Here is a 26095-nt window from a genome sequence, read left to right as displayed (position 1 = left end):
CGGAACGCGACGGCGGCACGGGCCGCACCAGGAAAAAAGCCGGCACACGGCCGGCTTCGTCGTCGAAACGCAAGATACCGCTCGCACCCGCTCACCGCATGCACGCCGAGGCCAGCTTGCCGACCGTGATCACGGCCTGCTCGATCTCCGGCGACCACGGGCTGCTGTAGTTCAGCCGGATGAAGTTCCGGTAGCTGTCCGTGATCGAGAACATGTAGCCGGGCCCGATCGTGATCCCCTGCTCCAGCGCGAGCTGGTACAGCCGCATCGCGTCGACCTGCGCGGGCAACTCGACCCACAGCACGTACCCGCCGGCCGGGCTCGAGATGCGCGTGCCTTCCGGGAAGAACCGCGACACCATCGCGCGCATCAGGTTCGCCTGCTGCGCATATGCCTTGCGCAGGCGCCGCAGGTGATGCTCGTAGCCGTCGCGTTCGAGAAACTCCGCGATTGCAAGCTGCGGCAACGACGGCGTCGCGAGCGTGTTCAGGAATTTCAGCTTCTCGACCTGGTCACGATAGCGGCCCGGCAGCGCCCAGCCGATCCGGTACGCGGCCGTCAGGCTCTTCGAGAACGACGAGCAGTGCAACACGATCCCGCTGCGGTCATACGACTTCAACGAACTCGGATGCGCATCGCCGAAATACAGTTCGTTGTACACGCCGTTCTCGATCAGCGGCATCCCGGTCTTCGTCGCGAACTCGACCAGCTCGCGCTTGCGCTCGTCGGGCATCTGGAAGCCGAGCGGGTTCTGGAAGTTCGGCATCACCATGCACGCGGCGATCGGTTGCGACTTCGCAATTGCGGCGAGCGCGGCAATGTCGATCCCGTATTCCGGATGCGTTGCCACCTCGATCGCCTTCATCCCCATCCGTTCGATCGCGTGCAGCATCGCGTAGAACGTCGGCGATTCCACCGCGATCGTGTCGCCCGGCTTCGCGACCGCCTGCAAACACAGGTTGATCGCCTCCGTTGCACCGACCGTCACGATGATCTCGTTCGGGTCCACCGACATCCCGTTTTCCAGATATCGGCGTGCAATCTGGCGGATCAGCCGCGGATGGCCGGGCGGCAGCCCGTCCGTCACGCCCCACAGCGACTTGTCGCGACCGGCCGCATACGCATAGCGGTTCAGCTTCTCGAACGGAAACAGGCTCGGGTCCGGATACGGCGAGCCGAGCGGCACCGCGTCGTCGGTGCCGATCGAGCGCAGCGTCGACAGCACCAGCCGGCTCACGTCGACCGACGACGAGATCGCGATCGGCTTCGACGGCCGCAGCTCGCGCACCGGCGCATGGCTGTCGTCGCGCCGCAGGTTCACGAAATAGCCGGACTGCGGCCGACTTTCGAGCAGCCCGCGGCTTTCCAGCAGCAGATAGGCGTGCAGTACGGTCGTGATGCTGATCCGGTGCTGCTGGCTCGCCTGCCGCACCGACGGAATCCGGTCGCCGTGCCGGTACACGCCCTGGCGGATCAGGCGCTCGATGTCGTCCGCGAGTTTTTCATAGAGTTTCATCGCGCGTCTCCCGCCGGCACGCGCAGCTGGGCTGCCCTGCCGTTTGCATCGGACACGCACGTGTTTCGCCCGCCGACCGGGCCGTCGTGATTCCTGATCTTTCCCTCCGGTTTTGCCTTTTCCATCGCACTGGCTCTCTCTTGAAGATGCGCCAACAGGGTTCCGGTACGACTGGACCTGCGGCACTGTGCACTTGATGATGGAATCTTAAGAGCAGAACAGTTGGCGTCGAGTACACACATCGACCACGCGAACAAGAGTACAGTTCGGCGCGCTTCGCGCATCGCGAGAAAACTGTACGTCTTATGAAATGACCGGACGGTCGGGACCCTTGCGCGGCGTGGCCGGATCGGCCCGGAACGCCCGTCGCACGGGCTTTCGCGTGGCTACGTCAATTGGGGTGCAATACTGTGCGTCCGCACGGTTTTCACTGCCGGAGTCAGACCATGCAGTACACGATCGAACGCGCATCCGCCGTCGGCGGCATGATCCGCGCCGCCCGACAAGTACAGACGATTAAATGGTGTTGGAACGAAGCGGCCGGCCGCGTCGGCATCCGAGCATCGCACTCACGCACTGCCGGCCAGGAGGCCGCACATGCCTGATCGAGACCTCGCCGCGCTGCTCGTCGCGCGCCTGACCGGCCGCGCCGACCATCCACGCTTTACCGGCACGCCGATCGACCTGTCGACGCTCGACGCGCACTCGCTCGGCGCCGTCTGGCCGGCATTGCGCCGGGTCGAGCACGAGATCATGGTGCGCGACCAGGCGTTCGACGATCCGCGTGCCGAATTCGCGCGCTGGCTGCACGGGCAAATCGATGCGCTTGGACTCGTGCCGCTCGTCGACGCCGATGCCGCGCTCGAACTGTTCCGCGATATCCCGGCCGGCGAGTGGAAACGCGCGCTGGAGGAGTTGCCCTGTCTCGACACCCTGCCGTCGCCGACGCTGCAAGCCGAACTCGCGCGCATTGCGGGCGAACCGGACGAAGGCGACGTGCGCTCGGGATCCAGCACGTATGGCGTGTACACACTCGACCGGTTCGCCGGGCGCCGCGACTTCTCGGCGCGACGCGACGCGTATGCGCAAGCGCTGGCGGATTCGCCGTTTCGCGTGCGCGAACTCGACGTGCTGCCCGCACTCGGGCCAGCGGGGCTGCTCGCACTGGCCGCGACGAACGACGGCTACTTCGCGCCGAGACGACTGTGGCTCGACTTCAGCGATCCGGCCATCACGCTCGCGGAAGACGCCGCATATGTCGCGTTCGCGCGCGACGCGCTGACCGAGGCCGCGCAGCAGGTCGCGGCGCTCCACGCGGGCACCGTTCCATACGAAGCCGATCGTGCGTTCACGACCGACGACGCCCAGGTCGTCGCACGCGCCGCGCGCGTGGCCGCCTATCGCGACGAAGCGTGGCTGCGCCCGCTGATCGGGCCGCTGCTGACCGGCGTGTGCGTCGCACCGACGGCCGCGAAAACCGCGCCGTCACAGTCGCTCGCGATCGCACTCGGCCACGCGGTCGAGACGATCCCGACACCCGAGAGCGTGCGTGCGCTGCGCGACGCGCTGGCCACCGTGCGGCATGCCGGCGTGCAAAAGAAGCTCGCGCGCAACCTGAAGCCGGCCGAACGCGCGCTCGGCGAACGGCCGCATACCGCGCTGCGCATGACGCTCGACGCGAAGCCCGACAAGAAGCAGCTCGCGATGCTCGCCACCTGCATGGAAGCCGGCTTCTGGCAGTCGATGACGCTCGGCCATGCCGAATGGCGCGAGCGCCTCGTCGATGCGCCGGCCGGCGCCGCGTTCGCCGCACGCATGATCTGGCACGCGCGCAGCGCCGATGGATCGACGCGGTCGTTCATGCCGGACATCGCAAAGGGCAAGGTCGTGCTGCGCGACGTGGCCGGGCACGCGATCGACCTCGCCGGCGACAGCGACATCCGGCTATGGCACCCGCTGCTGGCCGACGCGGACGAGCGGCTCGCGTGGCAACGCGCGATCGTCGGCCGCACGCTGCGGCAGCCGGTCAGGCAGGCTTTCCGCGAATACTACGTGCCGGCCGACGGTGACACGCCAGCCAGCGATTCCGCGATGTTCGAAGGCCACGTGCTGTCGAGCCGGCCGCTGGTTGGCGTCGCGCGCCGCGAAGGCTGGTCGATCCGCGCGTACGACGACGGGCTGGTCCGCGAATTCGGCGACGTGCGCGCGACCTTCTTCGTCGATGCGCGTCTCTATCCGGGCTCGGAAAGCCACGGCACGTCGCGCCGGCTGCACTTCGAACGCCGGCACGACCGGCGCTGGGTGCCGCTGCCGATCGGCGAGATCGATCGCGTCGTGTTCTCCGAAGTGGCGCGCGCGGTCGACTTGCTCGTGAGCGTCGCCGCGTTCGCGCTCGACGACGACGCAACACGCGCAGCCGCCGCCGCGCTCACGGTCGACCCGGTGCGCCAGCGTGAGCTCGAAGCGGAACGCTGGCAGCGCCTGAACCGGTTGTCGGATGTGCCGTTGGGCACGATGGCGCGCCATCGCCGGCACGTGCTGTCGCTCGTGTTCGCCGGGCCGGTGGCGCAAGGGAAGATGACGATCGACGAACGCCATGTGCGCGTCGGTGCGTGGTCGGTGCATTGCGCGACCGGGCGCGTGATGCGCGACGGCGAACCGGTCGAACCCGCGATCGTGCCGCCGCCGTCACCGCTGCGCGCGGTGCCGTGGCTGCCTTACGACGAAGCGCTGCTGCAGCGGATCGTCGATGTGGTCGCGGGGTTGCTCGACTGAGCGGCGATGCGGCAGCAGGCACCGCCTACCGCGCCGCCTGCTGCCGCTGCACCTCCTGCGCTTTCATCTGCATATACGCACCGCGCTCGACCTCGTGCAGTTGCTGCGGATACTGCTCGGTCGCGTCGAACCAGCGCGTGAGGCGCTGGTCGAGCGGCTTGTCGAGCGTCGCGAGATACGTGTCGATCGCGAGGTAGTAGCGCATCGTGTTGCGCTCCAGCAGCCCGCGCACGCCGCCGATGTACTGCGGCTGCGCGGCCGATCCGCCGCTGACGGTCGTGAAGCCGACCTTGTCGCTGCCGACGGTCGCGAGGTAGGTCTTCATCGCCATGCGACCCACCGTGCCGAAGCCGTACGAATACGTGAGATGCAGGAACGTGCGCGACGCGCCGACCGGCACGGCCTCCAGCGCGATCCGGTAATCCTTCGTGCCCATCGGGCCGCTGTCGGCGGTCAGGTCGACCTGGAAATAGTCGGGCGTCGCGGCCGCCACGCGATAGCGGAACTGCACGCGATAGGTGTCCGACAGCTTCTGCTGGATCTTGCGGCCGAGGTTCACGTCGAGCACCGGGCCGTTGCTGCCGCTCGACGCGTGGCAATACTTCGTGTTCAGGTGCAGGATCAGCACCGCGCACCAGTTCGCGGGGCCCTGCGCGGGATCGTCGAGCTGGCTGCTCACGACCGTGTACGGATAGTCGACCACCGCGTAGATATCGCCCTTCAGCGACGACGACGCTTCCGCCGATTCGAGAACCAGCGGACGGTGAAACGCGTTGTCCTTCAGTTGCGCGCCGAGGCTGCGGTAACGCTCGAGCAGCGTCGCCGCATCGTCCGCGCCGAACGACAGCGCGCTCCAGCCCACGCACAGGGCCGCGACGAGCGCGTGCCGGGCGCGGCGAGCAAGCCACGTGCCGCGCGGATGTCCGGATGTGTTCATTCTTGTGCTCCCACCGGATGCGCGATGGTCGCGCACATGTGTCACAGAATACGCCTGGCCGCAGCGCAACATGGCACGCGAAAACCCGCTATCGGCTCCGCTTCACCGGCACCGGCAACTGCGCGGCGGTGATCCGGATCAGCGCCGACAGCCATTCGCGATCGTCCCAGCGCTCGCCGGAGATCACGAGATGCGGCTTCGCGCCGGGATACGGCGAACCTTCTTCGCACGTGCCGAGAAACGCGCGCCCTTCGGGCGTCGGCTTGACGAACAGCCGATCGTCGCAGACGAGCGCGGCCATCTTGCCGTCGCAATAGATGCCGTACTCGCCGAACATCTTGCGCGCCGATACGGTGCCGGCTGCCGCCATTTGTTCGACGATGAAATCGACTGTGCCTTGGCTCGATGCCATCTCTGTTCCTTACAAAAAGTTTATGACCACCGTGAGTGGCGGACCGTTCCGCCTGATTGGCGGATACACTGCGATGCGTCATCCGTTCGTCAGCGGAACGCGCATTCAGGCATGGGCGGGCCTTACGGGCCCACTACCGCCTGACAGTTCCATTACGCCACCCTGCTGTGCGAGACGATCGCGATCGAAGCGGCGACAGCATGACCACGCCCGCCTACGAACGCAACGCCGACGGCGCGACACCCAGCCACCGCTGGAAACTGCGCCGCATGTTCTCCGTATCGCCGAACCCGCACTCGTTCGCCACGCGCTGCAGCGACGCCGCGCCGCTTTCCAGCGCCGCGCGGGCGGCTTCCACGCGCAGTTTCTCGACGGCCTTGGCCGGCGTGAGGCCGGTTTCCGTCTGGAACGCCCGCGCGAATTGTCGCGGGCTCATGCACGCCTGCTCGGCCAGGTCGCTCACGCGCAAGCGCGCGCCAAGATTCCGGCGGATGAAGTCGAGCAGCGGCTTGAAGCGCCCTTGCGCGCTGTCGAGCTCGATCAGCGCCGAGAACTGCGACTGCCCGCCGGGGCGCCGGTAGTACACGACCAGCCGTTTCGCAACGGCACGCGCGAGCCGCTCGCCACGATCCTCGCCGATCAGTGCGAGCGTCAGGTCGATGCCGGCCGTGATGCCGGCGCTCGTCCAGAACGGCCCGTCATTCACGTAGATGCGATCGAGCGCCAGCCGCACCTGCGGAAACGCCTGCGCGAAGCGCTCGCCGCAGCCCCAGTGCGTGGTCGCGAGCCGGCCGTCCAGCACGCCGGCCGCGGCCAGCAACAGACTGCCCGAACAGACGCTCGCCACGCGGATGCCGCGCGCCGCGCAGCGACGAACGAACGCGCACGTCGCATCGTCGACCATCGCGGCATCGACGCCATCGCCGCCTGCGACCAGCAACGTATCGAGGTCCGCCGCTTCCGGCAGCGGCTCGGCATGCCAGCTCACGCCCGACGAACTGCGGACCAGCCCCGGCTGCGCGGCGACGACACGAACCGCGTAATGCGGCGTGCGCGCGTAGTCGGCCATCTCGAACGCGGCAACGGGCCCGGCCGCATCGAGCAACTGGAAGCCGGGATACACGAGCATGGCGACGCGATGGGTCATGGCAGAAAGTGCGGGAGAAATGACATTGCGACGGACGGTGCGCGGCCCGATGCTACAGGCCGTTCATGTCTTCGGGAGATCGTGATGGCCACTACACCGTTCATCGTCGTATTCGCATTGTTCGATCATGTCACGCAGCTCGATTTCACCGGGCCGGACGAAGTGTTCTGGCGTCTGCCGGGTGCCCGGATTCACCGGGCCTCGGTGCGCGGCGGATCGATTCGCGCGGACAGCGGCCTGATCCTTGCGGAGGTCGAGCGGCTCGCCGACATCGCGCACGCCGATCTCGTCTGCGTGCCGGGCGGGCTCGGCGTGATCGACGCGATCGCCGACGATGCGTTCGTCAGCGAAGTGCGCCGGCTCGCGCTGGGCGCCCGCTATGTTACCTCCGTGTGCAGCGGATCGCTGGTGCTCGGCGCGGCCGGGTTGCTGCAAGGCCGGCGAGCCGCCTGCCACTGGGCGTGGCGTGACCTGCTGCCGCCGTTCGGCGCGATCGTCGATACCGGCCGTGTGGTGCGTGACGGCCCGGTCGTCACGGGCGGCGGCGTCACCGCCGGCATCGACATGGCGCTGTCGGTGATGGCCGACATCACCGGCCCGGAATACGCGCAAGCGGTGCAGCTCGGCATCGAATACGCGCCCGAGCCGCCGTTCGACTGCGGACGTCCCGAGCGGGCCGCGCCGGACGTTCTCGCGTCAGTGTCCGCGCTGTTCGAGCGCGTGCGGCCCGATCGTCATGCGGTCGTGGCGCGCGCGGCGCAGAACCTCGCGCAGCCGGACGCTGGCCGACAGCCGACATGACGACGCGCGGGCAGCCCTTGCCCGATCCACACGACGTGACTACTTGTCGGCCGCAAACGCGCTCGACATCTGCCGCGCCCGCTTCACGTCGTCACCGTGCAGATAGATCGACGTCGTCGAGATCGACGCATGTCGCAGGTTGTCGCGCACGGTCGTCAACTCCGCGCCGCGCGCCAATGCATGTGTCGCATGCGTATGACGCATCCAGTGCGGGCTCGCCTGCCGCAGCTTCTGCGCGAGCGCGGGGTTGTCGGCATCGACCTGATCGGCCGTCTGCGCGAAGAAACGCTGCATCACCTTCCACAGCCGCACGCTCGTGATCGCGGCCGCGCCGTCTTCCGCGAGGCTCGGGATCAGCGGCGTGTCGGGCCGCCAGCGCGACGGCGTGACCGGCAGCCGCCGTGCGACCAGGAAACGGTCAAGCCCCGTGCGCGCAAGCGGCGGCAGCGCGACACGTGCGGCCTTGCTGCCCTTGCCGATCACCTTCAGCCACGCGTCGCCGTGCGCATCGGTCTCGATGTCGCCGAGCGTCGCGCCGACCAGCTCGCTCGCGCGCAGCCCGGTCGCGTAGCCGAAATCGAGAATGAAGCGCAGGCGTTGCGCGGCGGCCGGCGTCCAGCCCGACTGCGGCGTACCGGTGCCGGTGCTTTTGCGGAATTCGAGCCCGTCGGCGATCGTGCGCACGAGCAGCCACTCGCCTTCGGTGAACGCATGCGACGTGTCGAGTGCGTTCGCGCCGCGCGTGTCGCGCACCTTGACGCCCGCGAACGGATTCGCGAGCAGGTAGCGCTGCTCGATCAGCCAGCGGAACAGCGCGCCGAGCACCGACAGCGTGTACGCGGCCGAGCGCGCGGACAGCGCGCCCGAGAACGGCCGCCAGTCCGGCGCACCGCGCGGCCGCACGGGCCCGACCCAGCGTTCGTGCGGCGTCGGGCGCCGCACGAACGCGCGATACGCGACCGCATCCTCGGTCGTCAGCGACGACAACGCACGGCCGCGCTCGACGATCGCCCACAGGATCAACCGCTCGGCCTCCTTCCGGTACGCACGCCGCGTCGCGGCCGATTCGTGCAGCGACAGCCACGCGTGCACGGCCGCGTAATCGTTGTCCGCATCGAGCGTGCTCGTCGCGCGCGGCGCGCGGAACGTGCCGGCCGAGCCGTCGACTTCGTGCGGCAGCTTCAGCTGCTCCCATGGCACGATGCTGCCGCGCGGCGTCGTCGCGATCAGCGCGCGCGCCCGTTCGGTCAGCGCCGGATGCGCGGCGAAAAACGCCTCGATGTTGCGTGCGCTCGCCACGCCGAGGCCTGCGATCGCACGCCACCACTGGCGCCGACGCGGAATCCGCACCGTCAGATCGGCGAGCGTCGCGATCCCGTGCGCACGCAGCGCGACGACCGCGCGCGCGGGCAACCACTGGCCGACGTCGTCGCTGATCTGCGGGACCGGCGCGCGTGCATGGCGCAGCAGGCCGATCGCTTCGGCCGCCGCCCTCGCCTCCCGCGTACGCTCACCGTCGGGATGACCGAGCTGCTCCGCGAGATCGGGCCGGCCGGCCTGCCGCGCGACGCGCACGAGGCGGCGCCGAATCCCGCCGATCACGCCGCGCGCCGAGCGCCCTTCGCCGAGACGATCGGGCAGGTAGCGCTCGACGGCCTGACGCACGGTCATGCCCGCGTACCACGCACGCAGCGCGGCCAGTTCGTCGGCGTCGGGAAAGCCTGCGGGCGCAGGTGTGGAATCGGAGGAAGGCAGTGAGGCCAGGCGCGGGTTCATGGGCGCCAGTTTGACAGAAGCGCGCGCAGCCGGATACGACGTGCGTGGCCTTTCCGGCGAGATACGCGTGCACGAGCGAGACGCCCGACACGGCCTGTTATGCTCCGCACTACATTCCCGCGCGATCCGCTCACCGCTTCCCCGCATCACGTTGCGGCGGGCGAGATCCGCATTGAATTGCACGGGACGATCCAACCATCCGTATCGGTATCTGCATCGGGATATCGACGGTCGCGCGGTTCGTTCAATGCATTTCCGGCCGTCGGTCAATAACACCTTTACCAACAAGAACCGCAAATTCATGACATCCCGCCTTCTCGCCGCGCTCGTTGCCGCGGCCTTGAGCTGCACCGCCCTGCCCGCCGCCTACGCGCGCACCTACGTCGCGCCGACGGCGTCGTTCGGAAAAGGCGCTTACGTTCACCAGTTCGTGCTGCGCGACCCCGCCACGCACCAGCCGCTGCCGAATGCGCGCTACCGGCTGTTCCTGCCCGGTCAGGTCATCGCGGGGCTGCCCGTCAAGCCGGACGAGCATGACAGCGTGATCTTCGGCACGACCGACGCGGCCGGGCGCACGGTCCGGGTCCGGCTGCCGAAGCTGCATCCGGAGAAGCAGTGGGTGTTCAACCCGATCGTCGGCGACGGCGACCTGGGCGAATCGTTCCGGCTAGTCGAGCCGGGCGGCTCGGCACCGATCGGCCATTTCCCGTACGTGCTGGACGTGGAGAACGAATACCTGGCGTGCGGCTATTCGGATGCGAACGGCTACACCTACTACGCGCAATCGCGCACGCCGCGCAACGTCAATCTTTACGCCGGCACGCTGGCCGGGTCGGCCGACACCGACTGGTGCGCAGGCCCCGGCTTGACCATCGCGAACAGCGCGAACGCCCCGGGCGCGCCTGACCTGTACACGCAATACCTTGGCAGCCTGGTCGCCAACCGCGACCGGATCAGCAGCGATTTGCGGCAGCAGATCGTGGCCAAGCTGCTGTCGCTCGCGATCGCAGAACACGACGAGGGGCGCGTGGCCGCCGCGCTCGATCTCGACAGGATTCCCGACGATCGCCGGAACGACATCGGCTACCGGCTCGCCGACGCCGGCGTCGCAGTCGAGCGCGGGCTCGCGATGATCGACGCGCATCTCGCGGAATCGCCGGACGATGCGTACGCGCTCGACAGCAAGGGCTGGGCGCTGTATCGCCTCGGTCGCAACGACGAAGCGCTCACGTGGTTCGACCGCTCGATCGCGATCTTCGCGAAGGACGGCGACAAGGACAAGGACGCAAGCGAAGCCCATGCGATCGGGCTGACGCACAAGGGCGAAGTGCTGTGGAAACTGGGACGCCAGGATGAAGCGCGCGATGCGTTCGCGCAGGCGCGGAAGGTTCAGCCGAAGAACGAGGAGCTGGCGGAAACGTTGAAGCGGCTGAACGTGCAGGCGATCCCGGACAGCGCGGCGTCGCCAGGAACGACAGGCACGTAACTCACGCTTCGCGCCGCATGCAGCGATCGGCGGGAACGCCGGTCACTGCGCGCACGGATCCCCTTGAGACTGCATGTAGATGTGCCCGGACGCATTCGCCATCGCATGACCGTTGGCGGCGAAGCGCTGCCTCGTGTTCGACATCATCGCAGCGATGATTTTCGACTGGTTGACGCCTGGCTGCCCCATCAGCCTACTGACGCATTCAAGCGAACGGAATACGCGCGTAAAGCCTTCGATTGCACCTGCACGCGTATCGCCGTGCATCATGAAATCGCGCTGGACGGCCGCGTAGCGCCGCATCGCCGCGCGCTGCAACGGGTCCGGGTATTGATCGTCGATGTACGCCCGGACGTCGTCGCGAATGCCGTCACCTTGCGAGTCGATACCGCCGATCGTATCGGTGAAATCCGTCGAGTGATCGCCGTAGCGGTCTGCGGCCGGGTGCTGCCCGGACACGCCGGAAGTGCCCGTGGCCGACGTACCGGACGACGCATGCGAACCGAAGCCGGCCGGCGGTGCCGCCGTTCCGGCCCAAGACAATACAGGCAGCACGGCCGCGCCGATGACGACGCCGATCGCCGCAAGGTCCCTCGTTTTCATTGTTGTCGTGCGCTCGTTGTTGTTGTCGTTCTTCGAGCACTATAGTGCCTGCGCGCATTCCTTCAAGGAAAGATGCAGCACGGCGCGTCACCCCTCGCCTTTCGCGCCCGGGTTGAGCATCACGACGAACCCGGCCACGCCGACAACCAGCGCGATCGCGCCGCCGCGCAGCGCCGTCGCGTTGTCGAACAGCAGCCCCGACACGACGGCCATCATGCCCGCGAGCGACACGAACACGGCGATCGCCGCGACAACGATCCGGTACTGACGACGTATCATCGCGCACCCACTGCGTTAAGCAGCCGCAGCCGCGACATCGTCATCGTCGCCGCGAATCAGCAGCACCGGGCACTTCGAGCCGCGCACGAAGCGTTCGGCGACGCTGCCGAGCAGCACGCGGCGGATCCCGCGCCGCCCGTGCGTGCCGACCACCGCGAGATCGATCCCGCATTCCTTCACGTAGCGCTGCAGGCGCTCCGCGATGTCCTCGCCGATGCTTTCGGTCTCGACGAGTTCGGCCTCGCCTTTCGCACCGGCCAGCGCGATGATCTGCTCCGCTTCGCGCAACACCTTGCGCCCATCGTCGCGGATCTCCTCGACCAGTGCGTGCGGGTCGAAACGGCCCGCGTAAGTGAACAGCACCGACTTGTCCACCACATACACGACGCTGACGTGCGCGTCGCCTGCCAACGCGACCTTCACTGCCTCGGCAAGCGCCTGTTTCGACGAAGCGCTGCCGTCGACGGCCACCATGATCTTCTTGTACATGCGAACCTCGCTGGGGTGAGTTGCCGCGCGTCTGATCGCGCGGCCTTGTCACCATCATCGGCGGATGACGGGTTCGAATATTGATGACGATCAAGTCGCGCCGGCGTCCAGGCTGCGACCCGCCGACGCAGGGCGCCACCCCGCGCCGGAGGCCTTTGCGTCATCGTGCGTGCGGCGCGCGGTACTTGTGCTTGTCGAACCCGCTGTCCCGCGACCACGCGCTGGCGACCGCATCCACGTCCTGGCCCGCGAACGGCAGCACCGTATCGGGCTGGGCGCCGTGACGATAGTTCGGCCCGGTGAATTCCGGATCCGCCGCATAGCCGAAGTACGTGTTGCCGCTCCACACGATGTTCGCGTAACTGCCTTGCGCGTTCTTCGTCCGGAAGATCGCGCCGCTGTCCGATGCGTTGTAGAAGCGGTTGCCCGTCACCTGGAACGCGTTCGCGTAGCTGAGGTTTTCGACGATCGGCGTGACCAGGCCCGGCGTGCGCGTAATCACGACGTTGTCGCGCACGACGGAATCGGCCGAGCCCGCGGCCGACACGATGCGCCGCTTGTCGTTCAGGCTCAGGTTGTTCTCGACGATCGCGCCGGTTTCCTGCGCGACGTGGCCCAGTCCGTCGGAACCGCATCCGCAGAACAGCATCAGCCCGCCGTCGTTGTCGTGGCTGAAGTTCGCGGCTACGCGCGTGTTGCGCGTGCCGAGATCGGCGTCGAACGCCATCCCGTCGCCGGCCTCGATATTGTTCTGCAGCCGCACGCCGTTGACTTCGTTGTAGCGGAACAGCGCATCGTCCGTGTTGATCGCCCATGCGCCGGCGCTGTTGCCCGGCGCGCGCATCCAGATGTCGTACAGGTGATTCGCCTCGACCTGCGGCGCGGTGGCCGTGCGGACGATGATGCCGTCGCCGCCGACGTTGTGGATCAGGTTGTTGCGGAACACGACGTGCGTCATCGGGAAATAGTCCGTCGCTGCCTGCGTGGCCGGATTCGTGAGGTACGCCGAATTGCCCTTGTACGGCGGATAGTCGCCGCACGGTGCGCCGCCCTCCCGGCACATCCACGCGGATCGCGTCGACAGCGCCACCGCGTCGACGTTGTAGATCTCGCTGTTCTCGACCGCGATGTCGTCGAAACCGGTGCGCGTCTCCTTCGTGCCGACGGCCTCGTTGTCGCGGGTCACTTCGAACAGCATCCCGCCGGTCGTCTTGTACGACCCGACCGTATTGCTCGCGACGTCCTTCAGATAGCCGCGCACGTGATGCACGTACACGTCGTCGACGTGATAGTGGCTGCCCGTGCCGTAATCCTCGAGCCGCACATACAGCCCGAGGCGGCCGCCGGGCGTGGTCGCATCGTTGGTCAGCTCGAGCGAGCGGATTTCCCAGTACTGGGTGTTGTAGAGAGAGATGGCCGCGCGATTCACCGTGGGGTTGTCCGACTTGCACAGCGAGTAATAGCCGCTGAACCCGCTCGGCGTCTTGTGCTGCTCGGTGATCGACTGGTCGGGGTCGGCCGTCGCATCGGTGCAGCCGGCCGCGATCACGGGACGCGGCGCCTTCGGGTCGCCGTACGCGTCGACGACGATGGGCGCACCGGCCGCGCCGGTACTGCCCGGCGCGGGCGCAAAGCTGCCGTCACAGGTCGTGCCGCGCTTGAAGCGCACGTGCATGCCGGGCGTGAGCACGATCCGGTTCAACGTCGCGAGATCGTGGATCGGATTCGCGGTGGAGCCCAGCGTCGCGGGCGATCCCGTTCCGTTCGAGCCGAGCGAGCAGTCGACGTGCAGCGTGCCGGGCACTTCAATGGTCGCCTTTTCGGCCGCAGCCGCGGGCACGGCGGCCAACTGCTGCCCGGCCGCGACGCCGTCCGCCGATTCTCCGCCACCGCATGCTGCGAGCGCGCCGATCAGCGGCGCTGCGACAATCTTCCAGTGTTTCAAGGTCAGTCTCCCGAAATATGGCATTCGTGATCCGGTATCGAGTCGACCGCAGGTCGATCCTCGTGCCGGCCGCTCATTCCGGCAGCCGGTTCGTCGACACGAACCGGCGCCCCCTCCTCGCTTGCCGCGGGCAGCAGCCCCGCCCGCTCAGCCAGCACCCACAGGCCGGCTGCCGCCGCGCCGTCGATCGTGTCGACGGGCGGCCAGCCGAACAGCGATGCCGCATGCTTGTAACGCTCACACAGCACGGCGTCGCCGATCAGCATCGGTCGCAGCGCCGCATCGCGGGCCGCACCGCCCGGCCCACAAGGTTCGGCCGCCAACCCCGCGAGCTCATGGCCGATCAGCACGCCGGACAGGTAGTCGGCCTGCTCGGCGGGCGCCAGATCGCCGGCCAGCAGCCGCGCACGGCTGCCGAAGATCGTCGCGAGCAGCCCCGTCGCATGGCCGGCCTGCGCGGCGCGCACGCCGCGCTCGAACGCGTCGCGCAAGAACCCGGCCGACGGCTGCATCGTGCGGCCGAGCAGGCTGTGCGTGCACAGCAGCGCGTACAGTTCGCCCGTCATGAACGTGCAGAAGCGTTCGATGCGCGAGCCGCGCACGGCAACCCACTTCGAATGCGTCCCCGGCAACCCGATCCACCGGACCGGCGCCGTGCCGTTCGTCGCGCCATGCGTCGCACCGCCCGCCTGCAGCGCGCCGACGATCTGCGTCTCCTCGCCGCGCATCACGTTCGCCAGCTCACCGCGCTGGATCAGCCCCGGCACGATGTGCACGGTCACGCCGCGCCGCGCGCGCACCGTCTGCAGCGACGCGCCGAGCCGCGTTGCATCGATCGGCACGCCCGCATACGGCGCCTCGCGCCAGCCTTGCGTGCTGCCGACCATGCCGGCCGCGACGACCGGCAGCGCCGGCCATGCGTCGAGCCATCCGCCGCACACGTCCTCGAACGCCGCATCGCATGCGTCGGCGATCGCGATGCCCGTGCCGCCCAGCTGCATCACGCCCTTCGGTGCGGCCCGCTCGTCGAGCACCGTCCGCGCATCCGCCATCAGGTATGCGCGCAGCGACGTGGTGCCCCAGTCGAGTGCGATCAGGCGTGGCACCGGCGCTTGGCCGCCGGGCCGTGGTGTTGCATCTTGCATAGGATTCCTCTGTTTGACGGTTGCGGCTCGATGCTTCGTCAGGCCCGTATCAGAAGAGCGTCTCGATACCCGCGTAGACGCCCGTCTGCCCGTGCCCCGGCATCGGCGACGCACCGAGCCCGTTGCCGTTGCCGAGCCCCGGCGACTGCGGGTTCACGCCCAGGTTCGCCCCCGCGCTGTTGAACACGTGCGCGGCGGTCGCGTACAGGAACGTGCGTTTCGACAGGTCGTACATCGCGCCGAGGCCGATGATCGTCGAGCGCCCTTCGCCGCTGTGGTCGGCGGTCCACTGGCCCGCGTCGATCTTCATCGAATAGACGGCACTCTGCAGATGCAGGAACGGCGTCGCGTCGTACGTCACGCCGCCCCAGTAGTAGTTCGCGGTGCGCGACAGGCCCGCTGGCGTATCGGGAGCGCTGTAGCGCGTGTAGCCGATCTGCACCAGCGCCGGGCCGAAGCGGTCGCGCACGCCGATGAACGCTTCCTGCGATGCGGTGAACAGGTTGTCTTCGCGGCCGTACTGGTTGCGGATCTCGTTCCAGATGGCGCGTACCTCGAAGTCGCCGTGCGTGTACGCGACCGTCGCACCATCGGACAGGCCCGTTGCACCGACGTTGTTCGTCGAGCCGCGCAGCCAGCCGTTCGAGCTGTTGCCGAGGTTCGCCTGCAGCGCGAACGAGAAGCCGCCGAACTTCGGCGATTCATAGCGGATCCCGTTCGACAGCTTCGGGCCGTTGCGGTACGACGTGAGCGACTCGACCGAATAGTTTTCCTCGAGCAGCGGATCGTACGACCAGATATAGCTGTTGATGAACGAGCCCTGCCCGAGCCGCAGGAAGCCGTAGCGCTCGTTCTTGAAGCCGACCCACGCACCGCGCTGGAACAGCACGCCGCCGCCGTAGTTGCCGTTCGCCGCGTTGATCGACGATTCGAGCCAGAACACGGCCTGGTTGCCGCCGCCGAGATCCTCCTTGCCGGTGATGCCGAGGATGCTCGTCCCCCAGTCGTTGCCTTCCGAGAAGCGCGAGCCCGTCGAATGCGGGCCGTTCTGCACGCCGCTCAGGTACTGCACGTCGCCGCCCACACGCCCCCACACGGTGACGCTCGATTGCGCCTGCGCCACGGCCGGCACCGCCAGGGCCAGCGCCGCGATCCACCCATACTGTCGCATCTAGATCTCCTCCTTCTTTTCGTTCACGTCTCGTCTAATTGGGGAAAGCGCTTTCCCTCGACAGCAAAAAAATTTCGCGGCGGTTGTCGTGCGTCGATTTCCGTGATGTCTCTGACGGAATGCACACGTGCTATGCTCGCGAATCGGGAAAGCGCTTTCATTGTCGGCGCGCGATTGCGCTTTTTCAAGAAAATTCTGGCCCTCCAAGGGATACTACCGAGTCCGATCGCGCGGCATGGCTGCGATGCCGCCGCACGGTCGCCGCCACCGGCGCGCATGCTATGCTCGCCGGCAAAATGCACTGACACTCACTTTCATCGTGGCCAAGATCAACGAAGTCGCCGCCGCTGCAGGCGTCTCCATCGGAACCGTCTCGAAGTTCATCAACAAGACGAAGCGCTTCTCGCCCGACGTCGAACGCCGCATTGCCGAAGCGATCGAGCAGCTCGGCTACGAGTCGAACCCGCTCGCGCGCTCGATGGCCACCGGCCAGACGGGCGCGGTCGGCGTCGTGATCCAGGACATTCTCAACCCGTACTTCACCGCGATGGTCAAGGGTGTGAACCGGATCGCGCAGCGCAACGACTTCGTCGTCCTGATCGTCGATGCCGACGAGAACCGCAAGGGCGAGCGGCCGGCGCTGACGAAGCTGAGCCGGCGCGTCGACGGGCTGATCCTGAACACCAGCATGCCCGACGACGACCTGCGCTGGACCGCGAGCCTCGGCAAGCCGGTGGTCGCGGTCGGTTCCGCGCCGCGCGACGGGCTGCTCACGCTGTACTCCGATCCGGTTCGTGCGGGCGAGATGCTCGCGCAGCACCTGCTGATGGAGAAGTACCAGCGCTTCGCGTACATCAGCCTGCCCAACGCACGCGGCGACGACGAACGCCGCGCCGGCGCCGAGCAGGTGCTCGCGCGTGCCGGCCTGCCGCTGCGCACCTTCAGCGTGCCGCGCGCGACGGTGGCCGACGGCGAGCGCGTGTGCGCGTCGGTGATGCTGTCGGCCGAGCCGCCCGATGCGGTGATCTGCTACAACGACATGATCGCGGCCGGCTTCATCAAGGAAGCCGAACGGCTCGGCATCGCGATCCCGCACGACGTCGCCGTGTGCGGCTTCGACAACCTCGAACTCGGCAAGCTCACGTCGCCCACGCTGACGTCGATCGACACCGAAACCGAGCGCGCGGGCGAAGTCGCGATGACGACGCTGCTCGACGCACTCGCGGGCAAGTCGCCTGCCCCGCATACGATGCTCGAATCGCGACTCGTCGTGCGCGAATCGACGGTGCGACCGCGCGACGCGCGCCGCCGCTGAGCGCTTGCCGCTTACTGCATGATCAACGCGGCGTGGCCGCGACCGCGTCACCCAGCCACGCGCGCGCCACGCAATGCTGCTCGAGCCCGGCCACGCCCGGGCGCGTCTCGAACAGGCTGCCCGCGAGCGGGCCGCGCAGCAGCCCGTCCGCACTCACGTTGACCGATGCGGACGTGACGAACAGCGTCGCGCGATCGGCGCCGCCGAACGCGACGCTGGTCGGCCGCTGCACCGGCATCTCGACGACCTGGTCGAGCGCGCCGTCCGGCGCGTAGCGATGCAGCCGCCAGCCATCCCAGATCGCCGACCACACGCCGCCCTCCGCATCGACGGCAAGCCCGTCCGGCACGCCGCGCGCGTCGCCGAACGTCGCGAACGGCCGCGCATTCGATAACCGCCCTGCATCGACGTCGAAGTCGTACGCGAAGATCGTGCGGCGGCCGGAATCGGTGACGTACATCGTCGAGCCGTCCGGGCTCCAGCCCATCCCGTTCGCGCAGGCGAAGCCGGCCACCGCGACGCGCGACGCATGCGCATGCTCGAAGCAATGGAGATCGCCGGGGCCGTCGCCGTCGTCGGCCATCGTGCCGACCCAGAAGCGGCCGCGCGCATCCACCGCGCCGTCGTTGTAGCGCAGCGACGGCCGCGCATGCGCGGCGTCGGCCAGCCGTTCGAGCGTGCCGTGCGCGGGATCGAACAGGTGCAGGCCGCTCTTCAACGCGACGAGCAGCCGCCCGTCGTCGACGCTCGCGACGCAGCCGGCCAGCTCAGGCAGCAGCCAGAAGCCGGTCTGCCCGTGGCCGGGCGTGTAGCGGTAGAGCGCGGTGCGCTTGATGTCGATCCAGTAGAGCGACGCCGAGCGTTCGCACCAGAGCGGGCCCTCTCCCAGGATCGCATTCGCGCCCTGTACCAGTTTTACTGTCGTCATCGAAATTCTGTTTTTATGCATGCGTTCGGCCGCCCGCCGGTATGGCGGGCGGAACCTGCCGGCCGGGCCGGACTCAGAGCGCGCGGCCCGCGTCGTCGAAGAAGTGCGCGTGCCACATGTCGAAGCGCACGCCGACCGGCTGCCCGGCCGCGACCGTGTACGCGTCGCGGTTCTGCCGCACCGACAGCGGCCGGTCGTGGCCCGCGAGCTCGACATAGACGATCGTCGCGTCGCCCAGGTGCTCGGCGTGCGTGACGCGGCCGTCGAGCCCCGTGCCGGGTGCGCCGACCGTGAGGTTCTCGGGCCGGATACCGAGCTGCAGCGAACCCGACGGCCATGAGCGCGTCGCGTCCGGCGTCGTGGCGAGCGAGCCGCCCGGCACGTCGAAGCGCAACGCGTCGGCGCCGCCGTGCGCACGGCACGGCAGGAAGTTCATCGACGGCGAGCCGAGGAACGACGCGACGAAATGGTTCGCCGGCTGCTCGTACAACGCGAGCGGCGAGCCGACCTGCTCGATGCGTCCGCCGTTGAACACCGCGATCCGGTCGCCGAGCGTCATCGCCTCGACCTGGTCGTGCGTCACGTAGATCATCGTGCTGCCGAGTTCGCGATGCAGCCGCGCGAGTTCGAGCCGCATCCCGCCGCGCAGCGCCGCGTCGAGGTTCGACAACGGTTCGTCGAACAGGAACACGCCCGGCTTGCGCACGATCGCGCGGCCGATTGCCACGCGCTGCCGCTGGCCGCCCGACAGCGCCTTCGGCTTGCGGTCGAGCAGCGCGGACAGCCGCAGCGCTTCGGCCGCCTGCCCGACGCGCGTGCGCGTCTCGGCCGCGTCGACGCCCGCGAGCTTCAGCCCGAACGCCATGTTCTCGAACACCGTCATGTGCGGATACAGCGCGTAGTTCTGGAACACCATCGCGAGCCCGCGCTTCGCGGCCGGCACGTCGTTGACGCGACGGCCGTCGATCAGCAGGTCGCCCGACGTGATCTCCTCGAGCCCCGCCAGCATCCGCAACATCGTCGACTTGCCGCAGCCCGACGGGCCGACGAACACCATGAATTCGCCATCCTCGATGTCGAGGCTGACGTCCTTGATCACGTCCGCGCCGTCGTCGTAGCGCTTGCGGATCTGCTTGAGCGACACACTTGCCATGATTGCCTTTCTCCTCGTCCGTTGCAGCCGCTCACCATTCGGCGACCGAGCCGTCCTCGCGACGCCACACCGGGTTGCGCCAGCGATGCCCGATAGCAGCGGCTTCCCTCACCTTCTCCTCGTCGATCTCGACGCCGAGCCCCGGTGCATCCGGGCGCGCGACGTAGCCCGCGTCGAACGCGAACGGAATGCCGCGCGTGTACGCGTACATCGCGTTGTCGTCGTGATAGGCCACATTGGTCGACTGCTCCTGGATGAACGCGTTCGGCGTGCAGAAATCGATCTGCAGCGACGCCGCGAGCGTCAGGGGCCCGAGCGGGCAATGCGGCGCGACCGCGACGTCGTACGCTTCAGCCATCGCGGCGATCTTGCGCAGCTCCCAGATCCCGCCCGTATGGCTCACGTCCGGCTGCACGATGTCGACGACGCCTTCCTGCAGCAGCTCCTTGAACTGCCAGCGCGTGAACAGCCGTTCGCCGGTTGCGAGCGGCACCGCGCAGTCGCGCGCGACTTCACGCAGTGCGTCGTTGTGCTCGGGCAGCAGCAATTCCTCGTAGAACATCGGGTCGAACGGCGCGAGCGCTTTCGCGAGCGCCTTTGCGACCGGGCGGCGCACGCGGCCGTGGAAGTCGATGCCGAGCCCGACCTCCTTGCCGATCGCGTCACGCACCGTGCCGAAGCGCGCGACCGCGCGGTCGATCGCCGCCGGCGACTCAATCCAGTCGGTCGCGTTGACCACGCCCATCTTCAGCGCGGTATAGCCGGCCTCGACGAGCTGCCGCGCGTTCGCGGCCATGTCCTCGGGCGTGTCGCCCTTCACGTGCGCATAGACGCGCGCCTTGTCGCGCACCGGGCCGCCGAGCAGGTCGTAGACGGGCACGCCGAGCGCGCGCGCCTTGATGTCCCACAGCGCCTGCTCGATGCCCGAGATCGCGCTCGTCAGGATCGGGCCGCCGCGATAGAAACCGCCGCGATACATGACCTGGAACAGGTCCTCGATATGCCGCGGGTCGCGGCCGATCAGGTAGTCGGCAAGTTCGTGCACGGCGGCGGCCGTGGTGGCCGCGCGCCCTTCGACGATCGGCTCGCCCCAGCCGGCGAGGCCCTCGTCGGTGCTGACCTTCACGAACTGCCAGCGCGGTGCGACCGCGAATGTTTCGATTTCGGTGATCTTCATGTGGAGGAACGGGTCCGGTTGAACAGCAGCGCCGACATGCCGTTGTCGGCGACGAGATCCGCGCCGGCGATGCCGGCCGCCGCGTCCGACAGCAGGAACGCGGCGATCCGGCCGATATCGGCCGGTTCGTTGATGCGCTGCGCGGGATGCAGCGCGCGATACGCGTCGAGCAGCGCGGGATCGCGCTCGAGGGCCGCGCCGATCGGCGCGTTCAGCGTGAAGCCGGGGCTCAGCGTGTTGACGCGGATGCGCTGTGGCGCGAGGCTCGTCGCCATCGCACGCGACATCGCGACGATGCCGCCCTTGGTCGCCGCGTACATCTCGAAGCCCGGCACGCTCGCGCCCGCGTGATTCGACGCGATGTTGACGATCGCGCCGCCGCCCGCGCGGGCGATGCGCGGCGCCGCGAGCTGCGCGCACTGGAACATCGAGCGCAGGTTGGTGCGGTACAGGCGGTCGCAGTCGTCGAGCGAGAATGCGTCGAACGGGCCGTGCAGCGTGATGCCCGCGTTGTTCACGAGCCCGTCGAGCCGGCCGTGATGCGCGTCCACACGCTCGAACAGCGCGGCGACGCTCGCCGGTTCGGCCACGTCGGTCTCGACGAACAGCGCATCGCGCCCGCCGAGCCGTTCGCGTACTGCGTCGGCACGCGCGGCGTTCTTCTCCGCGACGACGACCTGCGCGCCGCATTGCGCGAGCACGTCGACGATGCCGAGGCCGATACCGTCGCCGCCGCCGGTGACGACGATCACGCGACCGTCGAGCGATTCGAATGGATTCATGGCTTTACCCCTTGACCGCGCCGGCCGTGATACCCGCGACGATCTTGCGCTGGAGAATGAAGAACAGCACGAGCAGCGGCAGCGTGCCCATCACGGCTGCAGGGAACAGCTTGGTCGGGTCGATGTCGTTGGTGCCGATGAAGCGGAACACCGCGACCGTGATCGTGAACTTCGACGAGTCGGTCAGGAACAGCAGCGGATAGACGAGGTCGTTCCACACCGACAGCGTGACGAACATCGCGAGCGTGCCGGTGATCGGCCGCAACAGCGGCAGCACGATGTACCAGTACACCTGCAGCGGGCTGCAGCCGTCCATCACCGCGGCTTCCTCGAGTTCGAGCGGAATCCGCTTCAGGAAGCTCGTGTAGAAGAACACGCCGAGAGGCAGGCTCTGCACGGTGTACGCGAGCACGACGCCGAGATACGTGTTGAGCAGGTGCAGGTCGCGGAACAGCACATACAGCGGCGTGAGGCTGACGAACATCGGGATCGTCAGGCCGAGCGTCAGCACGATGTAGACCGCGTTCGACAGCCGGCCCTTCACGCGGGCCAGCGGATAGGCCGCGAGCGACGACAGCAGCGCGACGAGAAACGTGACCGCGAGCGTGATGCCGATCGTGTTCGCGACGCTGCGCCAGTAGTTCATCTGCGTGAACACGGCCGCGTAGTTGCCGAAGAACACATGGTCGGGCAGCCCCAGCGGGCGCGCGATGATGTCGTCGCCGGTGCGCAGCGACATCAGCACCATGTAGATCGTCGGCAGCAGCACGATCGCGACGATCGCGATCGCGGCGACGAGCCGCGCGAACCCCGGCACGCGGCGCAGCAGCGCACTCGTGCGCAGCCCGCCGCCCGACGTGCCGGTGGACGGCTGGTCCGCATGAAAGCGTTGACGGATGACGTTCACAGGTTGTCCTCCCGGCGGCGCAGGATCGTGTTCTGCGTGGTGGCGACCACCACGACGATCGCGAGCATGATCATCGACAGCGCACTCGCGAAGCCGAACTTGTAGTCGTTGAACAGGCTGTGGAAGATCTGCAGCCCGAGCGTGGTCGTCGCGCCGTCCGGCCCGCCGTTGGTCAGCACGAGCGGCAGCTCGAAAGTCTTCAGCGTGCCGATCGTGCTCAGCGTGATGTTCACGGTGAACGCCGGCGCGAGCAGCGGCAGGTCGATGCGCGTGAAGCGCACCCACGCGTTCGCGCCGTCGAGCTTCGCCGCATCGTGCAGTTCGGACGGAATGTTCAGGTAGCCGGCCAGGAAGATCGCCGTCGAGTAGCCGACGTACATCCACACGTGCACGGCCGTGACCGCCGGCAGCGTGACCGACGGATCGCCGAGCCACACCTGCTGCAGCGCGTCGAGATGCACGAGGTGCAGCAGCTCGTTGATGCCGCCGCCGAGCGGCGAGTACAGGTACTCCCACACGAACCCGGCGATCACCGCCGAGAACATGCTCGGCACCAGCAGCCCGACGCGCAACGCACCGCGCAGCCGCGGCAGCGAGAACAGCAGCGCGGCGAACAGCAGCCCGAGCCCGTTCTGCACGATCACGACGATCGCCGCATACGCGAACGTGACGACGAGCGTGTGCAGGCTCGCGGGATCGCGAAACGCCGCCGCGTAGTTCGCGAGCCCGATCCAGTGCGCGTCGCCCACGCCGGAGAAATCCGTCAGGCTCATCCGCGCGGCCTTGAACAGCGGATACAGGCTCAGCAGCGCGTACAGCGCGAGCGCCGGCACGGCGCACCACAGCAAGGTCCGGTTGCGCTTCATCGTGCGCCTCCTTCGTCGAACCGCGCCGCGCACCCTCGCGCGGCACGGGAAATGTCAGCGGACAGGCGGTTCATCGCGCGGCCGCATCCCAACGGGCGAGCAGCTTCGCCGGGTCCTGCCCGATGTCGAGGAAATACGCGGACATCGAATTCCAGATCGCCGTGAACAGCGAGCCGGTCCACACGCCCTTCGGATACAGCACGACGTGCCCGTTCTTCTGCGCGGCCGCATACGGCTGCGCCTGCGGCGGCATCGCGTCGGTGCCGCCCTCGAACGGGCTGAACCCGGCTTCCGCATCGAGGAACTGGCGATCGTTGTCCGAGCGCGCCCAGAACGCGAGCCACTTCTTCGCGGCGTCGGCCTGGTGCGATGCCGCGTTGATCGCCCACGCGGTGCCGAGCATGTCGAGCGCGACGGGCCCGTTGCCGGGCACGAGCGCCGGCAGCGGCGCGAACTGGAACGACAGCCCCTTCGTCGCGCTGAACTTCGCGATGTTCCAGGCGCCCTGCGGCATCATCGCGACGCGGCCCGCCTGGAATTCGGTGAGCCCCGTGCTCCACGCGCTCACGCCATTGTTCAGGCGCGGCACGAAGCACTTCGCGTCCGCGAGCACCTTCAGCGCGGCCATCGACTGCTTGAACGCCGGATCGGCCGCAAAGCGCGCGCTGCCCGCGCCGACGAACGATTCGGCACGCGCATCCGCATCGCCGCCGCCGCCGGCCGCCAGCCCGGACGCGATCACGAGCGCCGCGGGCGCCCAGCCTTCCTTCGCGGGCAGCAGCATCGGCGTGATGCCGGCCGCCGCAAGCTTCCCGCACGCGGCCTTCAGCTGGTCGACGTCGGTCGGCACCGTCGCGATGCCCGCGCGCTTGAACAGGTCGAGGTTCGCGAACAGCCCGATGCCGACCAGCTCCATCGGCAGCATGTAGGTCTTGCCGCCGATCTGCGTGTGGCTGCGCACGCCGCGCCAGATCGTCGGCACCCACTTCTCGCCGCTCAGGTCCAGCAGCTGATGCGCGCCCTGCCACTGCCGCATCAGCTCGCGGTCGACCATCAGCACGTCGGGGCCGTTGCCGCCCTGCAGCCGCGACGACACGACCGTCGTCGTGTCGTTGCGCGACATGTACTCGAACTTGACCTTGATGTCGGGGTTTTCCTTCTCGAACTTTGCGATCAGCTCCGCCATGTTGGCGGGCTCGGCGCCGCCGCCCTTCCAGCCCGTCACGTCGAGCGTGACCGGCGCGGCGCACACCTGCGCCGCCAGCACTGAAAGGACTGCGAAAGTTGCCGCCCGAAGCCTGTTGAACATCTGCTGTCTCCACGTTGTTGTTGAATCGTTGCGCACGGCCAGTGGCGCGCGGCGAGTGGCGCACGGCCAGTGCTGCAAGGCCAATGGCGTGCAGCGATCGGGCCGTGCGGCATGCATGCGGCCGCGATCCGTCGCGCCAGAATCCCGCGTTTCCCCGTCGTCCGATTCATTTGGGAAAGCGCTTTCCCTATTGTGTCGCACAACCCGCCCGGCGTGCAAGCGCCGGGGCGAACCGATCGTCTAGGGGATATCCCGGGGGCGTGTCGCGACGGTTGCGAGCGCCCCGTTCGCAACGGGTTCGAGCGGCTATCGTGCCGAAGGCGCTATCATCGACTATCCGACTTTCGTCCGGCCCTTATTTGCCGGCCCACTTTCAACTCGCTCAACCGACATGACAACGACTTCCGAACGCGTGGACGGCGCCGCCCAGCATCTCGTCGCCGCCCGCCATGCCGGCTCGCCCGGCCCGCTGCTGCCCGATGCGCTGCGTCCCGAAAACGTCGAGACCGCCCTCGCCATCCAGCAGCGCGTGGCCGACCTGCTCGGCGAACCCGTCGGCGGCTGGAAATGCGCGCTGCCGCCGCCCGACCGCGTGATCCTCGCGCCGATCTTCGCGTCGACGATCCGCGAGGCCGATGCGCCGTACCGTGTCGTCGGCGGGCCGATCGTGCGGATCGAACCGGAAATCGCGTTCGTGCTCGATCGCGACCTGCCCGCGCGCGATCAGCCGTACGACGAACAGGACGTGCGCGACGCGATCCGCGAAGTGCGCATCGTGCTCGAAGTGCTCGGCTGCCGCTATGCGGAGCCCACGCGCGCGTCGAAGTTCGAGTTGCTGGCCGACGGGCAATTCAACCAGGGGCTGTGTGTCGGCCCGGTCGTGCCCGACGGGCTGAACGTGCCGCTCGAAACGCTGGCGCTGTCGTTCGAAGGCGCGCTGAACCGCGCGATCGACGGCCGCCATCCGGACGGCGATCCGCTGAAGCCGCTGGTGTGGCTCGTCAATTTCCTCGCGTCGCGCGGCGAGCCCCTGCGCGCCGGGCAGATCGTGACGACTGGTTCGTATGCGGGTGCGATCGACGTGCCGCTCGGCGACGCGCTGACGGTGCGCTTCGGCGAACTCGGCAGCCTGTCGGTGACGTTGACGGCGTGATGGGCGTGGCGCGTGGGCGCGGC

The 26095-nt window shown here is 68.2% G+C and carries 24 protein-coding genes; 6 read left to right on the top strand and 18 right to left on the bottom strand.

Annotated elements, in window-relative coordinates; all coding sequences use genetic code 11:
• Nucleotides 1–91: 91 nt before the first annotated feature.
• Nucleotides 92–1516, bottom strand: coding sequence for a PLP-dependent aminotransferase family protein (locus tag BCEP18194_RS02125; RefSeq protein ID WP_011349644.1), 1425 nt, complete (start codon nt 1514–1516; stop codon nt 92–94).
• 446 nt (nt 1517–1962) lie between these two features.
• On the opposite strand from BCEP18194_RS02125, the gene BCEP18194_RS40975 reads away from it, so the two are divergent.
• Both BCEP18194_RS40975 and BCEP18194_RS02120 read left to right on the top strand, forming a co-directional pair.
• Nucleotides 1963–2121, top strand: coding sequence for a hypothetical protein (locus BCEP18194_RS40975; RefSeq protein ID WP_157687098.1), 159 nt, complete (start codon nt 1963–1965; stop codon nt 2119–2121).
• On the top strand, nt 2114–4291 hold the full coding sequence (locus BCEP18194_RS02120; RefSeq protein WP_011349643.1) for a DUF4132 domain-containing protein: 2178 nt from the start codon (nt 2114–2116) through the stop codon (nt 4289–4291). Before BCEP18194_RS40975 ends, BCEP18194_RS02120 begins: the two co-directional genes overlap by 8 nt.
• A 25-nt stretch (nt 4292–4316) precedes the next feature.
• Here BCEP18194_RS02120 and BCEP18194_RS02115 read toward each other — a convergent pair whose 3' ends face one another.
• The 3 genes from BCEP18194_RS02115 to BCEP18194_RS02105 all read right to left on the bottom strand — a co-directional run bounded on the left by BCEP18194_RS02115 (nt 4317) and on the right by BCEP18194_RS02105 (nt 6787).
• Entirely contained in the window at nt 4317–5228 is a 912-nt protein-coding gene (locus tag BCEP18194_RS02115) for a hypothetical protein (protein ID WP_011349642.1), read from the bottom strand.
• 88 nt (nt 5229–5316) lie between these two features.
• Entirely contained in the window at nt 5317–5640 is a 324-nt protein-coding gene (locus tag BCEP18194_RS02110; RefSeq protein ID WP_011349641.1) for a TfoX/Sxy family protein, read from the bottom strand.
• 214 nt (nt 5641–5854) lie between these two features.
• Nucleotides 5855–6787: a GlxA family transcriptional regulator gene (locus tag BCEP18194_RS02105; protein WP_011349640.1), complete on the bottom strand. Its 933-nt coding sequence runs from the start codon at nt 6785–6787 to the stop codon at nt 5855–5857.
• Nucleotides 6788–6871: 84 nt separating this feature from the next.
• On the opposite strand from BCEP18194_RS02105, the gene BCEP18194_RS02100 reads away from it, so the two are divergent.
• The gene (locus BCEP18194_RS02100; RefSeq protein WP_011349639.1) at nt 6872–7588 is read left to right on the top strand and encodes a DJ-1/PfpI family protein; all 717 of its coding nucleotides are present in this window, start codon (nt 6872–6874) and stop codon (nt 7586–7588) included.
• A gap of 39 nt (nt 7589–7627) precedes the next feature.
• Here BCEP18194_RS02100 and BCEP18194_RS02095 read toward each other — a convergent pair whose 3' ends face one another.
• Nucleotides 7628–9364 carry a site-specific integrase gene (locus tag BCEP18194_RS02095; RefSeq protein WP_011349638.1) on the bottom strand — a complete coding sequence of 579 codons (1737 nt, stop codon included), beginning with the start codon at nt 9362–9364 and terminating at the stop codon, nt 7628–7630.
• Between the two features lie 301 nt (nt 9365–9665).
• On the opposite strand from BCEP18194_RS02095, the gene BCEP18194_RS02090 reads away from it, so the two are divergent.
• Nucleotides 9666–10850 carry a tetratricopeptide repeat protein gene (locus tag BCEP18194_RS02090; protein ID WP_041492586.1) on the top strand — a complete coding sequence of 395 codons (1185 nt, stop codon included), beginning with the start codon at nt 9666–9668 and terminating at the stop codon, nt 10848–10850.
• Between the two features lie 42 nt (nt 10851–10892).
• Here the strand turns inward: BCEP18194_RS02090 and BCEP18194_RS02085 are convergent, their stop codons facing one another.
• The 6 genes from BCEP18194_RS02085 to BCEP18194_RS02060 all read right to left on the bottom strand — a co-directional run bounded on the left by BCEP18194_RS02085 (nt 10893) and on the right by BCEP18194_RS02060 (nt 16482).
• Nucleotides 10893–11453 (bottom strand): hypothetical protein, encoded by a 561-nt coding sequence (locus BCEP18194_RS02085; protein WP_011349636.1) that lies wholly within the window; start codon nt 11451–11453, stop codon nt 10893–10895.
• An 87-nt stretch (nt 11454–11540) separates the two neighbouring features.
• The gene (locus BCEP18194_RS02080; protein WP_011349635.1) at nt 11541–11732 is read right to left on the bottom strand and encodes a DUF2964 family protein; all 192 of its coding nucleotides are present in this window, start codon (nt 11730–11732) and stop codon (nt 11541–11543) included.
• A 15-nt stretch (nt 11733–11747) separates the two neighbouring features.
• Nucleotides 11748–12221, bottom strand: a complete 474-nt coding sequence (locus tag BCEP18194_RS02075; protein ID WP_011349634.1) for a universal stress protein — start codon at nt 12219–12221, stop codon at nt 11748–11750.
• A 160-nt stretch (nt 12222–12381) separates the two neighbouring features.
• Nucleotides 12382–14166 (bottom strand): hypothetical protein, encoded by a 1785-nt coding sequence (locus BCEP18194_RS02070; RefSeq protein ID WP_041492434.1) that lies wholly within the window; start codon nt 14164–14166, stop codon nt 12382–12384.
• A gap of 2 nt (nt 14167–14168) precedes the next feature.
• Nucleotides 14169–15311 (bottom strand): 2-dehydro-3-deoxygalactonokinase, encoded by a 1143-nt coding sequence (locus BCEP18194_RS02065; RefSeq protein ID WP_011349632.1) that lies wholly within the window; start codon nt 15309–15311, stop codon nt 14169–14171.
• A 49-nt stretch (nt 15312–15360) separates the two neighbouring features.
• On the bottom strand, nt 15361–16482 hold the full coding sequence (locus BCEP18194_RS02060) for a porin (RefSeq protein ID WP_011349631.1): 1122 nt from the start codon (nt 16480–16482) through the stop codon (nt 15361–15363).
• 319 nt (nt 16483–16801) lie between these two features.
• Between BCEP18194_RS02060 and BCEP18194_RS02055 the strand changes: the two genes are divergently transcribed.
• Nucleotides 16802–17797 (top strand): LacI family DNA-binding transcriptional regulator, encoded by a 996-nt coding sequence (locus tag BCEP18194_RS02055; protein ID WP_226219765.1) that lies wholly within the window; start codon nt 16802–16804, stop codon nt 17795–17797.
• 22 nt (nt 17798–17819) lie between these two features.
• Here the strand turns inward: BCEP18194_RS02055 and BCEP18194_RS02050 are convergent, their stop codons facing one another.
• The 7 genes from BCEP18194_RS02050 to BCEP18194_RS02020 all read right to left on the bottom strand — a co-directional run bounded on the left by BCEP18194_RS02050 (nt 17820) and on the right by BCEP18194_RS02020 (nt 24919).
• On the bottom strand, nt 17820–18725 hold the full coding sequence (locus tag BCEP18194_RS02050; RefSeq protein ID WP_050781538.1) for an SMP-30/gluconolactonase/LRE family protein: 906 nt from the start codon (nt 18723–18725) through the stop codon (nt 17820–17822).
• A 73-nt stretch (nt 18726–18798) separates the two neighbouring features.
• The gene (locus BCEP18194_RS02045; RefSeq protein ID WP_011349628.1) at nt 18799–19878 is read right to left on the bottom strand and encodes an ABC transporter ATP-binding protein; all 1080 of its coding nucleotides are present in this window, start codon (nt 19876–19878) and stop codon (nt 18799–18801) included.
• Between the two features lie 31 nt (nt 19879–19909).
• Nucleotides 19910–21055, bottom strand: coding sequence for a galactonate dehydratase (gene dgoD / locus BCEP18194_RS02040; protein ID WP_011349627.1), 1146 nt, complete (start codon nt 21053–21055; stop codon nt 19910–19912).
• Complete coding sequence (locus BCEP18194_RS02035) at nt 21052–21837, bottom strand: SDR family NAD(P)-dependent oxidoreductase (RefSeq protein WP_011349626.1); 786 nt, start codon at nt 21835–21837, stop codon at nt 21052–21054. Before BCEP18194_RS02035 ends, dgoD begins: the two co-directional genes overlap by 4 nt.
• A 4-nt stretch (nt 21838–21841) precedes the next feature.
• Nucleotides 21842–22744, bottom strand: coding sequence for a carbohydrate ABC transporter permease (locus tag BCEP18194_RS02030; protein WP_011349625.1), 903 nt, complete (start codon nt 22742–22744; stop codon nt 21842–21844).
• The gene (locus BCEP18194_RS02025) at nt 22741–23610 is read right to left on the bottom strand and encodes a carbohydrate ABC transporter permease (RefSeq protein WP_011349624.1); all 870 of its coding nucleotides are present in this window, start codon (nt 23608–23610) and stop codon (nt 22741–22743) included. The genes BCEP18194_RS02030 and BCEP18194_RS02025 overlap by 4 nt, the downstream gene beginning before the upstream one ends.
• A gap of 70 nt (nt 23611–23680) precedes the next feature.
• Nucleotides 23681–24919, bottom strand: coding sequence for an ABC transporter substrate-binding protein (locus tag BCEP18194_RS02020; RefSeq protein WP_011349623.1), 1239 nt, complete (start codon nt 24917–24919; stop codon nt 23681–23683).
• A 391-nt stretch (nt 24920–25310) separates the two neighbouring features.
• Here BCEP18194_RS02020 and BCEP18194_RS02015 point away from each other — a divergent pair, with 391 nt between their 5' ends.
• On the top strand, nt 25311–26072 hold the full coding sequence (locus tag BCEP18194_RS02015) for a 2-keto-4-pentenoate hydratase (RefSeq protein ID WP_011349622.1): 762 nt from the start codon (nt 25311–25313) through the stop codon (nt 26070–26072).
• The last annotated feature ends 23 nt before the right edge of the window (nt 26073–26095 follow it).

The organism is Burkholderia lata, assembly GCF_000012945.1.
Lineage (GTDB): Bacteria > Pseudomonadota > Gammaproteobacteria > Burkholderiales > Burkholderiaceae > Burkholderia > Burkholderia lata.
This window is presented reverse-complemented; position numbering and strand designations above follow the sequence as displayed.